Raw genomic sequence first — 13,917 nt, 5'->3', positions numbered from 1 at the left:
CCATCGTCGCCATGCGACAGGCAAAACGACCCGGTCGTCAGACGTCGCCTCGTGCAGTTGCTACATCAGGCGTGTCTAGTTACTAGCCGCAACGCACCTCGTGTTCTTTTTGGCTGCTCCGCAACATAGAAATCATCGTCGACGAATGGACGACATCGTGGCGACCGGCCTTTCGTGCGAGGCCGTCAAAGCACACGACGCGTTGCTCGAATGGAGAAAGGCGCCGGATTCCGCGGTCTGGTTTGGCATGTCGTGGGCCGACGGGGTTCGCCTAGCGTGGCCTGGGCCGCCTGCCCTTAAGGCAGCGCGCCGGGCCATTCGTTCGAAGGTTCCTCGGCCTCCACACCCGGCCTGTCTTCGGCCGGGTCTGGATCGCGGTCGTATGCCTTCTGGAGGCTTCCGATTTCATCGACGATCGCGTCATAGACGTCGGACTGCTTGGCACCCTTCACGACTAGAGAGTCGACCAAGTCTTCGAGCTGGTCACGTAAACCGTCTTTCCAGTCGCCGCTCATTTGCGATCCTCGGGCTGCAGTCTAACGCCCGTGCAGAGCATCCCCCATGTCGAGTAGCGAGTGGAACTTCTTGAGATCGGCGCCCCGCCATCGTCCGGTTCCGGATCCGGAAGCGGTTCTTCGCCCGGAATTCGATAGGGGTCCGGCGGATTGTCGAGCGGGGGCACTTTCGGTGGCGGCGCGACTGGCTCGAATGGGACTGACATTTGGCATTCCTCCTCGTTTTATGAGAACGCGGAGGATGAAGCCAAGTTCCGGCGGCGATCGAGCCCGACCATCACCTGTGCTCAGTCAAAGCAAAATGCATCAGAGGCCTATTTTACGGACGCCATTCTTGGCTGTTTCGATCATCAAGCTCCCGGTCGAGATAGAATGCAGCGCTGATCAAGGCCAAATGGGTAAAGGCTTGCGGGAAATTGCCGGCTAGTCGCGCCTGGGCGTCGAACTCCTCGGCGTAAAGTCCGAGATGGTTGGCGTAGTTCAAGGCCGCTTCGAAAACCCTGCGAGCTTTCTGAGTCTTCCCTGCCCGAGCCAGGCACTCGGCATACCAGAACGAGCAGGCGGAGAAGGCGCCCTCTTCCCCGTCGAGGCCGTCGTCGCTTCTGTACCGGTGAACGACGCCGTCGTCAGCCAACTGTGCGCCAATAGCCTCCAGCGTTGAAAGCCACCGCGGATCGGTTGCGCTAACGAACCTCACAAGCGGCATCAGGAGAAGCGAGGCGTCGAGCATTTTGCCGCCCTTGGTCTGGACAAAGTGACCCCTGTCTTTATTCCAGAAGTTGGTCCAGATATCGTTATAGATATCGTTCCTCACGTCTTGCCACTTGACGAAAGGCGCGGCTAGCGATCGTTTCGTCGCCAGACGGATTCCGCGGTCGACCGCCACCCAGCACATGAGCCGCGAATGAAGGAATTCCTGGGGCTCTCGGCGCATCTCCCAGATCCCAGCATCAGGATCCTGCCAGTGGTCGCAGACGTACTCGATCACCTCGCGGACGCCCTCCCAGTGATCGTGAGAGATCGCATGCCCATATTTGTTGCTCAAATAAATTGAATCGAGGAGCTCGCCGTATATGTCGAGCTGGGACTGCTCGGACGCCTTGTTGCCAACGCGCACAGGTGTGGCGCCGCCATATCCTCGTAGATGATCGAGGTTGATCTCGTCTGGTACCTCTCCACCATCTACCGCGTACATGATCTTCAGGCGGCCGCCAGCGTCGCATGCGGCTGCACGCTGCCCGATCCAGTTGTTAAATGCCATCGCCTCCTGTCGATAGCCAAGCCTCATCAGCGCGTAGACCGTGAAGGATGCGTCTCTGATCCAAGTGGCACGGTAATCCCAATTGCGGCTGCCGCCCGGCGCCTCAGGCAAACCGAACGTTGCCGCAGCGATCACTGAACCGTGTTTGCGCGACGTCATGAGCTTCAACGTCAGCGCGGAACGGTTGACCATTTCGCGCCACCGCCCGCGGTAGGTCGACTGCCTTGCCCAGTCCTGCCAAAAGGCGACGGTCTGGTCCTCCATCTTTTGAGGTGTCTCATCGAACTCGTCGTCGCCGTCGTCGAGTATGAAATCGACGACCTCGCCCGCGCGGAGCGTGATCTGCGCGGTGACGGCGCCGTCGATCTCGCCGAGTGGTGCGCCCGCCACCAGCCGCACCACCTCGCCATTGGGATGTCGCCAGATGGCTGTGACGCCATCAAGCTGCGGGGATATTCGTTTGGAGGCGTAATCGAATCTCGGGGAGCAGGTCGCGCGGATCGTCATCGTGCCTCGGGTCGCTCTGAACCGTCGGACCAGCATGCTGGACCCATCGCTACGCCGGTTCTTCACATACATGAAGTCCGTAAGCTCTCCGCTGGCCTCGTCCGCCATCCATCGTGTCAGCAAGACGTTCGTGTCCGGAAGGTATTGTTGGGTTGCGCGGGCATTGGGAAGGTCCGGTGCGATCTGAAACATTCCGCCGCGCTCCGGATCGAGCAATGCAGCGAATATCGACGGGCTGTCGAAGTCAGGCCAACACAGGAAGTCGATCGTACCGTCTGTCGCGACGAGCGCGATCGTCGCAAGATCGCCGATGACGCCGTGGCTCTCTATTGTTCGCGGAATATTCGCCACAGCGCGCGCCGTGACATCCGCGTCCATCGCACTCTCCGTCACCTCGATTTTGTTATCCATCGCGTCCTCTTTCTCGTCTGTGATGCACCGTGCCCGCTACTTGGCGATCTGGCGCACCTGACATAAACGACAAGGAAGAGCATGCTGAAGGCCGCTATAGGGAGTGCCGGCCCTTGTACAATCGGTGCTTCTATTGGGTAATCCGCGCAATCGGGGTGCAGGCGCCGACATCCGCGACCGTCGTGCGAACCGACCACGAACGGCGGATTCCATTCTGAACGTGAGCGTGGCGCTGATGACGGGTGACGACATGACATCCTTGACGCGCCAGCTCCTGGCTTTGAGATAGTCCGCAAGCGCGTCCGCCCGGTCACGCGTGTGTGGGACGGAACGTCTTGTCCAGGAAGATGCCACGCGCCGGATCAGGTCGCTTTCGGTCACGATTCCGGTCAGCCGTCCCTCTGCGTCAACGACGGGCACGGCCCCTATCTTATTGGCGTTGACGATCTCGATCGCTTGTCTGACGTTGTGCCCCTCGTCTATTGTCGTGACGGGGGACGTCATTATGTCTTTGGCCAGCATGACCTTACCTCCTGGTCTGTGGAGGCGATTGAAGCTTATATTTCGACAGGACGCTTTGATCGGGATCAATCGGGGCCCTTCTGCAGCAAGCTCATCCGACCGTCATTCGCCTCAAGACGTTCGTCTTCCAATAGAATTGATGAGCAAGCGCGCCAAGGATATGGGCGGCGATGACGATCCAGAGTATAACTTTCAGCACCTCGGCGTGTACCTCTCCCGTGCGGTCGTAACCGAAGTAGAACGCTGCCATCCCGCTGATCGGCAATGCGAAAAGGAGCAGGTAAAGCGTCGCGTGGGCGCCTTTGGCTGCAAAGGTCAGGACGTAAGGTTCCTCGGCGGGCGCGGAAGGCGTTCCCTGAATGAAGCGCAGCACGAGGCGGATACTGATCAGCAACAGTATCGAAATTCCGACATACGCATGGAGATCGGCGCCTGCCAATTGCGCATCAGTTGCCGAACCGGTGTGTTCGATCGCCCGCTGCCACTCGCTCATGCCGTCAGGCAAAAGCAGATTGTAGAAGACGAGCAGCGCCGACAGCCAATGAAGGATGCGTTGCGGCAAGGAGTACGCCGTCGGGTTTTGTGTCAATTTCTTCATCGTCGTCTCCTTGCCACTGTTTCTGCTTATACTTATCTTTGACGGGGAAGCCCCTATTTCGTGACGGTCAACATCGCATGCATGCCGGCCTCATAGTGGCCCTTGATATTGCACAGAAGGAGATAGGAGCCAGCAGTGAGGTTCGCCTTCAACTGCCCGTCAGCGCCAGGCTTGAGCTCGGAGACCTCCCCCATGCTCTTCAACTGCTTTTCATCGACGCGATGTTTGCCGGCGACAACGTGGACGGTCGCGTCGGGTGACTTCAATTTGACCAAAACCATCTCGTGTTCCTCCGTCACCGCATCATTATGCACCATGAACACGGTATCGCCGGCCTTGATGGTTGGCTGATCAACTGACAGAGTCATCGGACCACCTCCCTCCCCTCCCTCAACGACCCTGACTGTGGTCGCTGCCAAAGCTGGGGTGACAGCGCCGGCCAGTGCGAAAGCCACCAGAACTCCTCGTATAATCTTCACGTCAGTCGCCTCTCGGTGGTTGAACCAGACCCGACTAGCCAGTGAATCTGACGCCTTCCTGAACGTCATTGCTTAATCACCGACCCGCGGTACCTGCCCCACGCCAACGCCAGTTCAGTATCTCCGGCATGTCCTCCCCATGGTCTCGCACATATGCGCGGTGCCGGGCGAGTTTTTCATGCAGAAAGGCGACGGCTTGAGGGTGTTTCTCGGCTAGACCAGGAACTCGCGCGATGGCTTCAAGGGCCAAATTACCTTGCTAAGTATCTGGAAAGATTGGTTGCGGGGGCAGGATTTGAACCTGCGGTCGTCAGGTTATGAGCAAAGAGATCCGCTCTAATGGAACACCCTGATCGAGAAGCCGTTTCTCCAAGCTGGTAAAGTCGCCAGCGAGAGAATGGCAGGTTCCTGTGAGCGTCGTTGAGTCCAGAGATGAAGATGCCTCCACGCTCCCTGATCCGGCCGATCACGCCCAAGTCTGCAACCCTCCGCCGGGTGTCGTAGCGACTAGGCTGGCTGCAGCTTTACAAAGCTTCGAGCTCCCCCTGTGCTATGTGGCACTAAGCGAAGGCGCGGCTGCCAGAATTGCTGAGGCACTCAGTGCGCTGGTTCCTGAGATCGAGGTGATCGTTTTTCCGCCTTGGGACTGCCTGCCCTATGACCGGGTGCCACCATCGGCACATTGTATGGGCCTGCGAATGGATGCTCTACGCATTTGGAGCACGCGGAGCGGCGGGCCGCGGCTGTTTTTGACCTCGTTGGACGCAACACTCCAACGTATTCCGCCAGCGACCGTCATCTCGAAAAGCCATATCGAGCTTGTAGTGGGAAAGCCGTTCGATCGTGATGCGTTTTCCGACTTCGTCCAGCGGGCCAACTATCAGGAAGAAGGTGTCGCGGACGATCCAGGCGAGCTGGCGGTTAGAGAAGGCGTCATCGACATCTACCCTGCCGGCGCGCCCGGTCCGATGCGCATCGTTCTGTCGGAGGATGAGAAGGTCGAGGAACTCAGAGGTTTTGACCGCATAACGCAGCGGACAGAAAGCTATCTCGACCAAGTGACGTTCGGTCCGGCATCCGAAGCCATTTATTATGATCGTTTTACAGAAGACAATGCTCCGGCTCTGGAGACGATGGAACAACTGCTGCTGCGCCTTTATCAAGACATGCCGACCGTGTTTGACGTACTCGGCGATGCCACTTTCCTTTTGGCTCCCGGCGCAACCGAACGTGTGCAACGCCACCTCGAGATTATCGAAGATGCTCGCCAGTCCCGCGAGGCGTTCGACGATATGGAGCACCCCTCCTCCCGTTCTCTCTATCTGGATAGGGATGAGTGGAAACGGCTCTCCACCAACGTTTTCACAAACGGATTTGATCTCGGAAAGGGACATAAGGTTCCAAAAGAAATATCACGCGCAGACCAGCGCAAAGCCTTGGTCGAATTCGCGCAAGGTCATCTGCACAACGGGCTGAAGGTTTTGATTGCTGGGCAGGGCAAAACGGCCGAAGCGATCGGTCGGCGTTTGGCAAAATCAGCCGGGAAAGCGCCAAGGTCCGTCGACACATGGGAGGCGGTCTTGGAGGCACAGCCCGGCACCCTCTTAAGCTTGGCCTGCGACTTAGAGCAAGGTTTTGTCGACGTCGGGCAGAATGTCGTCGTCATTGCCGCAACCGATAGAGCGGGTGGGATAGCGAATTCGAGTGCCGTTCTGGCGGCAGCAGAGCTTCGAATAGGCGACGTTGTCGTTCACGAAGACCATGGCATCGGCGTCCTGAAAAATTTGGAAAACATCACCGTGGACGACGTCTCTCGGGACGCGGCTCGCTTGGAATATCGCGATGGCGGCTCTCTACTCGTGCCGATGGAGGAGTTTGGAAAATTATGGCGTTACGGCGCCGAGCCCGAAGCAATCACACTCGATCGCCTCCGCACGGACGTCTGGCAGAGGAGACGCGACGAAATCCAGGCAGACATTCAGTCTACCGCGCGTCATTTTATGACGGTTGCGAAACAGAGGCAGGCTGCGCAAGCAGAAAGATTTGTGCCACCGCGTCTCGAATTTTCTGCCTTCGCCCGCCGTTTTCCATATTCCGAAACTCCTGATCAGGCCGAAGCCATCCAGGCTGTCCTCTCCGATCTCGCCTCCGGACAAGCCATGAACCGTCTCGTTTGTGGAGATGTCGGCTTCGGCAAGACCGAAGTCGCGTTGCGCGCAGCAGCAGCGGTCGCGCTTTGCGGTGGACAGGTGGCTCTCATTGCACCAACCACAGTGCTCGCTCGACAACACTTTGCCACCTTCAAACATCGGTTCGCGGGGACCGGCATCGCAGTCGGCATGCTGTCTCGACTGCTCAAGCCAAGTGAGGCGAAAAAGACCAGGGCTGCACTTGCCGAGGGCGAGATCCGCATCATCATCGCGACCCAGGCGATCCTTTCGAAAGAGGTTCGTTTCGCACGTCTTTCCCTGGTGATCGTGGACGAGGAGCACCGGTTTGGCCTGAAAGAAAAGCGGGCGATGAACAGCCTCGCACCATCTCTTCACACTCTGTCCATGTCGGCCACGCCGATCCCGCGGACATTGCAATTGGCGATGGTGGGCGTTCAAGAGGTCAGCCTGCTGACCACGCCACCATCTAGGCGCAGGCCCGTCCGCACGTCAATTGCGCCGTTCGACCCGGCGTCCTTGCGGACAGGCCTGATGAGGGAATACCGGCGCCGCGGCCAGAGCTTTGTCGTAGTGCCGCGTATCGAGGACATAGAACAGGTCGAAATACTGTTGCAGAAGATCGTTCCGGGACTTTCGGTCAAGGTCGCGCACGGCAAGATGCCGGCAGCGGCTATGGATGAAGCAATAGTCGGTTTTGCGCAAGGCGATGGCGACGTCCTTCTCGCCACGAACATCATTGAAAATGGCCTCGATGTCCCGCGCGCCAACACGATGTTTATCTGGCAAGCCGATCGGTTCGGCCTCGCTCAGCTCCATCAGTTGCGCGGACGTGTCGGGCGCGGAGCGGTCCAGGGCATCGTTACTCTTTTCACCCAACAGGACGCTGAGCTGGCTGAGGAAACGCGCTTACGGCTTTCAACCTTGGTCGAAAACGACCGACTGGGCGCTGGGGTCGCAATCAGCCTCCGCGATCTCGATCTTCGCGGCGGCGGCGATATCGCTGGCGAAGATCAGGCGGGCCATATGAAAGCGATCGGTATCGAGCTCTATCAAAAGCTGCTTGCAGACGCCGTCGCAAGATTTCGCTGGCAGCCGTCAGGCGTGCAACAGCGCGCGATCGTCAACCTAGGAAACGTCGGGACAATCCCGTCGGACTATGTGTCGGATCCAGCAGTCAGACTTAACCTCTACGCCAAACTGCTGCGGGCATCCGCGGTCAGTGAATTGAACGATCTCGCAGACGAATTCGAAGATAGGTTTGGCCAACCGCCGCACGACGTACTGCTTCTCTTGAGGACGGCAAGACTGCAGCTTATCGCGGGACGGTTGGGTGTTGCCAAGCTTGAGGCCGGGCCAAAAGCGCTTGCAATGACCTTGACAGAGAAGACGTCGGCGAAGCTTGTGGCAGCGTCGACGAAAGCCGGGGCGGTTCGGCGACAGGAGCGGCTGATATTCGACGCCTCAAGCCTGGCCGGCGAGGACCCCTCCCATTTCTTCGACCGGGTTCTATCGGCAGTAACAGGATAGGGGTTGCAAGAAACATCGAAACAGAAAGACTCAGAAGAGCGGACCGCTCTTGACGGGAGGCGAACCGGCCGCCCCGCTATCAAGCTACTTTTGCGCGCGCGGTGGAGGCCATTCGTCCTCGCCTCTAAGCAAATATCGTGCGTAGTCAGCGCTCGTCAGCCAAGACTGACACCAGTGATCTCGGCAAGCCTCATTATCAGGCGATCTTGATAACCGACGTCGCCAACGGCGGCCGAGGGCGGTTGCAGTTGGCGATGGTACCAATATTGACCGCTCACCTTGGCCCTTGCGTCGTCGCTGACGGACAGCCATACCTGCGTGCGATGGCCGTCCTCGAGATCGCCAGGCGCGCCTGCTCCGCCCATCTTCGTCGGAACCCAGCCTGGATCAACCGCGCTGCTGACGACGCCAGGCTGATATCTCGCGACTGCTGCAGCGAGGGTTGCAACATGAAGCTTGCTCTCGGAATAAGCGGTGACTGGGCTCCATGCGCGCCTCTTCCAATCGATATCGTCCAGCGAGGTCCCGGCGTTTCTGTGCATGCCGCTGCTAAGGTAGATCAGCCGCGTAGGGCGGCCGATCAGTGCTGTCAGGATGTACGGCGCAAGTACGTTGACTGCGAGCATCGTCGGGTGGCCTTCGGAAGTCGGATTGCGGCTCGCTTGGTGATAGACGCCCGCATTGTGAATCACCGCATCAGCACCGCCGATAGCATTGACCTGATCGGCGATTGAACGGGTCTGGCCAGCGCTCGAAAGGTCACCAATGACGATGTCCGCCAAGTTTCCAGTTATTGAGGCCAATACGGCCGCGCGTTCTTTCGAGCGGGCATGCAGGATTACGCGGTGCCCGGCGTCCATCAAGGTTTCAGCTGCGGCACGCCCCAGCCCATCAGTGGATCCGGTGACAAAAATGCAACTCATACGGTTTCCATGTTTACGTCATCCTAGTCGGCCGACCGGGTGTCTGAAGCCATTGGACAGCGCTTTCGAGTTGCGATGTCAAGCAGTCGTGACATCCCAGCCAGAAGCACAACGGCAAAGCAGCAATATGCGCCTGGGGATGATGCTAAGCGAGGGATACTCATTTTTGAAAATCCTGATATGATCCGGGGCAGTTGTGGGAGTAGGTGGTATGAAGAGTCTAGTACCTGAGGCTTTCTATTGGGCTCGTTCCGACAGGCACACCGATGGCAAGACGACCATCGTTCAAGTGTCCTCGGTCTTCGGCGAGGATCCGGATTATTGGACCATCGCAGTTCCGGGTTCCGACCAACATTGCATGATAAGCGACTTTGAGATCATCGCTCTTGTCGAACCGTTGGACGGTTATCCACTTCAACATGCGGCTGAATAATTCCGCTCTTGAAGGGCGAAAAAAGGCACACAACTTCCTCTCCTCTTTCAGGTTGAAGTGCTCAACATTATGTCGCGGACAAGGTTCCGTCTAATTTCTGACCGTAATTGTCCGCTCCAGTGCTGCCCCCGAGCATAGGCTACCTTGGTTGGACAAAGCCTTGTCAAACTCATGGAACCGCAGGCCCCGCGAAGCTTCAGAAGTATGCATGATGACTGTAAAGTCCGCGCGCGCTCCGTGCAGGTTGACATCGAACTTGGCCGGCGGATCAGGGAAGGCGCAAGCTCATCGGAGTGTCTAAGAACACTCTTGAAGCGCAGCTGGGTCACATTCCAGCACATTTAAAAATTTGAGAAGTGCCAAAATCGCGTTAGGTCAAGCCGCGTATGGGCAATCGCCCTGATTTTGGGACCGTCGCCCCTGCCCTTTTCGGACATTTCGGCCAAGATGCAGCCATCCTTCGAAGTCCATGCCATCGAACAGTTGGACGGGTGGCCTGACCGGCTGAACCTGAAAAAAAGGGTTCTCGCGAAGATCCGCGATGAAACGGTCCATGGATCGATCATCGCGCTCGTGACGGCGCTCTCAGAAGGCTAAGTGTCTGAGTGTTGAGCGCCGCTAGAATTTTTCAGATGTCGCGATACAGCGTTTGCTATTTGCCGAGCCAGTGGTACTCGGCGATCGAGGCTTTACCGGTCTTCTTGTCGTAAAGGCAGATGAGACTGACGTTCACCTTCGACTTGCCCTTGCCTGTCTGCCCTCGCATGAGCAGAGCAATCTTGCCAGCTGCATCATCGAAGACAACAGGGGCAGATGCCTCTGGTGTGTTCAGGCCCGACTGACCAATGCATGTCCCGTTTGCCTTGGCAAAAAGCGCGTTCCAGGCCGCATCGCTGGACGCATATGCTGCCTGTGATAGGCAAAGCGCGAAGCCTGCCGCGGCAAGCGTTAGTCTAGTCAAAGTAAGGTCCTTTCTGCGAATTTGAATCAGGTGTTTGCAATGCTTCGTCGCTGGTCAACGAGGCCAAACCAAGGCGGTCCCCGGACCGTCAGCCGTCGGGATGTCAGATCGAAACTCTGTGATGCATCTGCGGCTGTTGGCGAGCCCCTAACCGGCGGGTCCGAGCTCAGGAGATCGGTGCGTCTGCAGGCCGGGTGTGATCCTCAATCGATCGGATCCTGCGCATGGATCAATTTTCTGGTCTCTCCATCCGAGGCAATGTGCAGGGTTCTGACCGTTTCTGCTGCGGTCAACAACGCTGTGGACCACCCAAGCAACTGAGAATAATCCACATTAGCTGATGCGTTGAATAGCGCGGTGATCTGATCGTTTCGTGTGCCGGGCCGGCAATTCCGAGCGCTCCGCGCAGGCCACTAATTTCGACAATTGCACGAGTGAGCTGCTGACTTCTAGGTGCAGCAGTTTCTCGATCTCGTTAGCTGCCTTTGCCAACCGGGCAATGAAGCTTGTGGTCATGTGATGCCGGTCACCCTGATGCCCGGTCGCTGCCGACGTCTTCCTGGTCGTCGATCATGTGGTGCCAGTAAGCTCACCTACCGTCGCAATCGTCTCCCAAGCGTCAGCTTTTGAACCGTTCGAAAGCAGTCATATATCTCACCGGCGGGTCGGCTTCTTCCCATCCATAGATTTCAGCGCGTAGGTAGTTGATCTCATCCTGGACCCTGTGCTCCTCGATTTCGATCCACCAGGATTTCGGCCCGCCGTCGCTTCCATCTGACCACCGGTAGCCGCGCATCTTCAATTGATCCTTCATCTCGAAGAGACTGTGTTCGGCATAAATGCGCGCACGGTTCTGCTGGCTCGACAGATAAAGTTCCGAGAACGGCGAGCTGGCGCCATCGCCATGACCGCGATCGAGGATTTCCAGTAGCGCGAAACAGTCATCGACCGCGCGATGCGCCTCATGAAAGTAGCCAGCCTGGCCGATCAGATATCCAAGCTTGTTGCCTTCGAATCCGCGTGCGGCCCAATCGATTTCCGAAACCGAGCAGGCCCAGGCTTTGCGATCGAACACAGGTGAAAATGCTTCGAAAAACGGCCGGTCGAACCTGGCGTAGTGGGCGATGACCAGATCCGCAGGTTCGACCAGAGCTCGCAATTGCTGCGGGTCGATCATATGGCCGGCCACCATTTCGTCAGTAATCCCCGTCAGCCGCGTGATTTCCGCCGGAATCGGCCTGGTCGGCTCGTGTAGCGCGCTGTAGACGCCAGTCACGTCGCCAATCGCCCCCTGCTCGTCAAAGGAAAAGGCGACAATACCGATCTCGATGATTTCGTCTTCTCGATTGTTTAATCCGGTCGTCTCTGCATCGACGAGGACGCCTCTCCGGAAAAAGCCGGGACGTGGAAACGGCACGATTGGCCGGGGCTCAAGCCTTTTGAGGACGCGATAGCGGCCGGTTGCCTCCAGCTGCCGAACAAGGCCGCCTTCGCTATCAGCGGTGACCACTTGCTTGACGCTACGCCGTCGCCGTGGGCCAAGTGCCGGTGCCTCAACCTCATCATCATCTGTAAAGAAATCGAACTGCTGCGTCACGTGCCCGTCTCGGATTGATTTCCGGTCAGTCAGCTTTAGTCGATTCCCTTGCGCAGATCAGGTGAAATTGCGCCTAGGGGCCAAATTCGAAATCAACTGGCGCAAAGGTGCCCCAAGCAGACCATCATGACGGGTGACGAGGGAGGCGCCTGCTTTGGCTCGCCCAATAGTCCGGATTGGTAATGTTGACTCCGTAAAAAAACAGAACATAATAGGAACATATACGGCGAGTGCGGCCGCCAATCCGACAGTGAGCAATGGAGAGCGAGGATGTTTGCGCGAAGGATGAACCGTGGCAGCAACGATAATAATAGCGCTGATGGCTTCGACATGTATATGACGCCTGCTGAGGAGGCTTCTGGGCTCGAAATGCATCCTGAGTTGATCCGGATGGTCAGCCTGGGGGTCGCCGGCAGTGTGCGCTTTGCTGTGGCCTGCGCCTTTTGCGTTCCCGACGCCGGCCCCTTTGGCGAGATCGAAATTGCAATAGACGAAGACACAGGACGGGCTTGCGGCTTGCATCGTCTACGCAATCCCGATCGGATCGTCAAAGCACTCTGGTTTGACTGCAGCGGGACGGTCGATGATGCTGTTGGTGGTGTCTACGATCGCATCATCGCGCATTACCGCCATCAGGAGATGCTCTAATGCCGGAGGCGACCGCTGCACCTATCCTGCTCGTCTCCGCAAGCGAAGACGTTCGCGCAGCGCTTTCATGGCACGACGGTGACGCCTTGGCGACGATCGCTACCCTGATTGAGGATTGCCGCCATCTGAGGGAGCAACTGGCGCATGCCGAAGCTTCGATGAGCGTCGGCTTTGCCCGGGGATGGACGCCCGTATATGAGCGGAGCACCTGACATGCTCGACAAGGTAGCGCCGCGCAAGGCGCTTTTTCGCGCTGCGTTTCGCGACTGGTGGGATGCCCAGCTCCCGGCGTTTCGCGAGCGGACCGACTATAGCAGTGCAAGGTTGATCTTTCGCGCAGGCTATGCGTCAGGCCGCAACCGTGATCTCTCGAGATATACTTTCAAAACGGGCCGATTTCGTATCACGGTCTGGGCGGACGGACCTGCCGAGGCCAAGCAGAAAGCCAGAGAAGAGGCTGATTTTCGCGCCACCCGCAAAGGATGGAGTGCTCCGAAGGGCGGCTGGAACCTGGAGGAATTAAAGTGAGCGATATCGATAGACCGGTCCTGCAGCGCGCGCCTGTCCTTGTGGCACGACGCTGCCATTGCGGCGACTGGGCGGGTTTTCCCTTCGGCAAAGGTGAGAACCAGGGGTGCTGGAAACATTATCCCTACAAGACATCTTAGCGCCTTGAGGCCGCGAAAGTGGCAGCGATGCTTGAGCGACACGTAGCGTGATGTGTTGTATCGCCTTCAAGGCAATTGAAGCCGAAGGGACGAGCAACGATGATTGTCGTGCCCGCCGAAACATTGCTCGACGCGGCGATGGGGCAAGGACTGGGGCTCGCCAAAAAGATTGCGTTGAAGACGGCCGATGCAGATCAGGTGAAAAAACTCTCTGGGCCAGAGGCTCTACTGCTCTTTGCGGAAGCCATTCAGCTACATGAACGGGCCATGCATCCGAAAAGTAAGGTGAAAAGAATGGCAGCCGTTTCGGCTTGCTTCTCGCCATCGCGGTCCCCTTCAGATGAGTGGGGTGCCTCGACATGGCGATCCGGGTCGGCGTCCTGTCCGTCGCGATCCACAGCGCTCTGGATCGATCAGGTTTCTCGAACTTCGGCAAGCCTCTTGACTGCGTAGTCGTCGCGCCAGCAGACGGCGGCTTCCCAGGCAGCTGCTGCCTGAGCGGCAATATCATACGCGCCGTCGTCGAGGGCGGCGGCGTTTTCGGGCAGCGCCAGATCAAGATCTGCGGCATCGACATGCGCTTCATCCCAGTCGATCAGCGCGACATTGTTTCCGAAAACGCGGATGTTGCGGCGATTGTTCGGGTTGCCGTGAACAACACATGCGTTGATCAGTGACGGAACAGATAATGGAGAT

The 13,917-nt window shown here is 57.9% G+C and carries 15 protein-coding genes and 2 pseudogenes; 6 read left to right on the top strand and 11 right to left on the bottom strand.

Features of this window, described 5'->3' with window-relative positions:
* Positions 1–296 precede the first annotated feature (296 nt).
* The 6 genes and pseudogenes from AC1DIJ_RS28435 to AC1DIJ_RS28410 all read right to left on the bottom strand — a co-directional run.
* The gene (locus AC1DIJ_RS28435) at positions 297–515 is read right to left on the bottom strand and encodes a hypothetical protein (RefSeq protein WP_112386536.1); all 219 of its coding nucleotides are present in this window, start codon (positions 513–515) and stop codon (positions 297–299) included.
* A 319-nt stretch (positions 516–834) separates the two neighbouring features.
* On the bottom strand, positions 835–2,661 hold the full coding sequence (locus tag AC1DIJ_RS28430) for a glycoside hydrolase family 15 protein (RefSeq protein ID WP_477831723.1): 1,827 nt from the start codon (positions 2,659–2,661) through the stop codon (positions 835–837).
* Between the two features lie 69 nt (positions 2,662–2,730).
* A complete protein-coding gene (locus AC1DIJ_RS28425) occupies positions 2,731–3,198 on the bottom strand; it encodes a CBS domain-containing protein (RefSeq protein WP_442208351.1) in 468 nt (155 codons plus the stop codon).
* 109 nt (positions 3,199–3,307) lie between these two features.
* Entirely contained in the window at positions 3,308–3,814 is a 507-nt protein-coding gene (locus AC1DIJ_RS28420) for a cytochrome b (RefSeq protein ID WP_112386538.1), read from the bottom strand.
* A gap of 53 nt (positions 3,815–3,867) precedes the next feature.
* Positions 3,868–4,269: a sulfocyanin-like copper-binding protein gene (locus AC1DIJ_RS28415; RefSeq protein ID WP_442208270.1), complete on the bottom strand. Its 402-nt coding sequence runs from the start codon at positions 4,267–4,269 to the stop codon at positions 3,868–3,870.
* Between the two features lie 100 nt (positions 4,270–4,369).
* Positions 4,370–4,546, bottom strand: a pseudogene (locus AC1DIJ_RS28410) (phosphoketolase family protein); the annotation flags it as partial.
* A gap of 157 nt (positions 4,547–4,703) precedes the next feature.
* Here AC1DIJ_RS28410 and AC1DIJ_RS28405 point away from each other — a divergent pair.
* Positions 4,704–7,991: a DEAD/DEAH box helicase gene (locus AC1DIJ_RS28405; protein WP_477831720.1), complete on the top strand. Its 3,288-nt coding sequence runs from the start codon at positions 4,704–4,706 to the stop codon at positions 7,989–7,991.
* Positions 7,992–8,146: 155 nt separating this feature from the next.
* Here AC1DIJ_RS28405 and AC1DIJ_RS28400 read toward each other — a convergent pair whose 3' ends face one another.
* The gene (locus AC1DIJ_RS28400; RefSeq protein WP_112446097.1) at positions 8,147–8,914 is read right to left on the bottom strand and encodes an SDR family NAD(P)-dependent oxidoreductase; all 768 of its coding nucleotides are present in this window, start codon (positions 8,912–8,914) and stop codon (positions 8,147–8,149) included.
* A 211-nt stretch (positions 8,915–9,125) separates the two neighbouring features.
* Between AC1DIJ_RS28400 and AC1DIJ_RS28395 the strand changes: the two genes are divergently transcribed.
* Together AC1DIJ_RS28395 and AC1DIJ_RS28390 are read left to right on the top strand one after the other, a co-directional pair.
* On the top strand, positions 9,126–9,347 hold the full coding sequence (locus tag AC1DIJ_RS28395; RefSeq protein ID WP_112446096.1) for a hypothetical protein: 222 nt from the start codon (positions 9,126–9,128) through the stop codon (positions 9,345–9,347).
* A gap of 447 nt (positions 9,348–9,794) precedes the next feature.
* Positions 9,795–9,944: a hypothetical protein gene (locus tag AC1DIJ_RS28390; RefSeq protein ID WP_162705931.1), complete on the top strand. Its 150-nt coding sequence runs from the start codon at positions 9,795–9,797 to the stop codon at positions 9,942–9,944.
* 55 nt (positions 9,945–9,999) lie between these two features.
* Here AC1DIJ_RS28390 and AC1DIJ_RS28385 read toward each other — a convergent pair whose 3' ends face one another.
* From AC1DIJ_RS28385 to AC1DIJ_RS28375, 3 genes are all read right to left on the bottom strand, one after another.
* Positions 10,000–10,308, bottom strand: a complete 309-nt coding sequence (locus AC1DIJ_RS28385) for a hypothetical protein (protein WP_112386543.1) — start codon at positions 10,306–10,308, stop codon at positions 10,000–10,002.
* Positions 10,309–10,641: 333 nt separating this feature from the next.
* On the bottom strand, positions 10,642–10,824 hold the full coding sequence (locus tag AC1DIJ_RS28380) for a hypothetical protein (protein ID WP_112517581.1): 183 nt from the start codon (positions 10,822–10,824) through the stop codon (positions 10,642–10,644).
* Positions 10,825–10,927: 103 nt separating this feature from the next.
* Positions 10,928–11,905, bottom strand: a complete 978-nt coding sequence (locus AC1DIJ_RS28375) for a 3'-5' exonuclease (RefSeq protein WP_112386544.1) — start codon at positions 11,903–11,905, stop codon at positions 10,928–10,930.
* 285 nt (positions 11,906–12,190) lie between these two features.
* Between AC1DIJ_RS28375 and AC1DIJ_RS28370 the strand changes: the two genes are divergently transcribed.
* Genes AC1DIJ_RS28370 through AC1DIJ_RS28360 form a run of 3 tightly spaced genes read left to right on the top strand, consistent with a single transcriptional unit; the run spans position 12,191 to position 13,081 of the window.
* Positions 12,191–12,553 carry a hypothetical protein gene (locus AC1DIJ_RS28370; RefSeq protein ID WP_112517580.1) on the top strand — a complete coding sequence of 121 codons (363 nt, stop codon included), beginning with the start codon at positions 12,191–12,193 and terminating at the stop codon, positions 12,551–12,553.
* Entirely contained in the window at positions 12,553–12,765 is a 213-nt protein-coding gene (locus AC1DIJ_RS28365; RefSeq protein ID WP_112386546.1) for a hypothetical protein, read from the top strand. Before AC1DIJ_RS28370 ends, AC1DIJ_RS28365 begins: the two co-directional genes overlap by 1 nt.
* 1 nt (position 12,766) lies before the next feature.
* Positions 12,767–13,081: a hypothetical protein gene (locus AC1DIJ_RS28360; RefSeq protein WP_112386547.1), complete on the top strand. Its 315-nt coding sequence runs from the start codon at positions 12,767–12,769 to the stop codon at positions 13,079–13,081.
* A 553-nt stretch (positions 13,082–13,634) separates the two neighbouring features.
* On the opposite strand, the pseudogene AC1DIJ_RS28355 reads toward AC1DIJ_RS28360, so the two are convergent.
* Positions 13,635–13,883 (bottom strand): annotated as a pseudogene (locus AC1DIJ_RS28355) (aminoglycoside phosphotransferase); the annotation flags it as partial.
* Positions 13,884–13,917 lie beyond the last annotated feature (34 nt).

Source organism: Rhizobium sp. 10N427, from assembly GCF_056394605.1.
The sequence above is the reverse complement of the archived record's forward strand: the minus strand, read 5'-3'. Positions and strand labels throughout refer to the sequence as shown.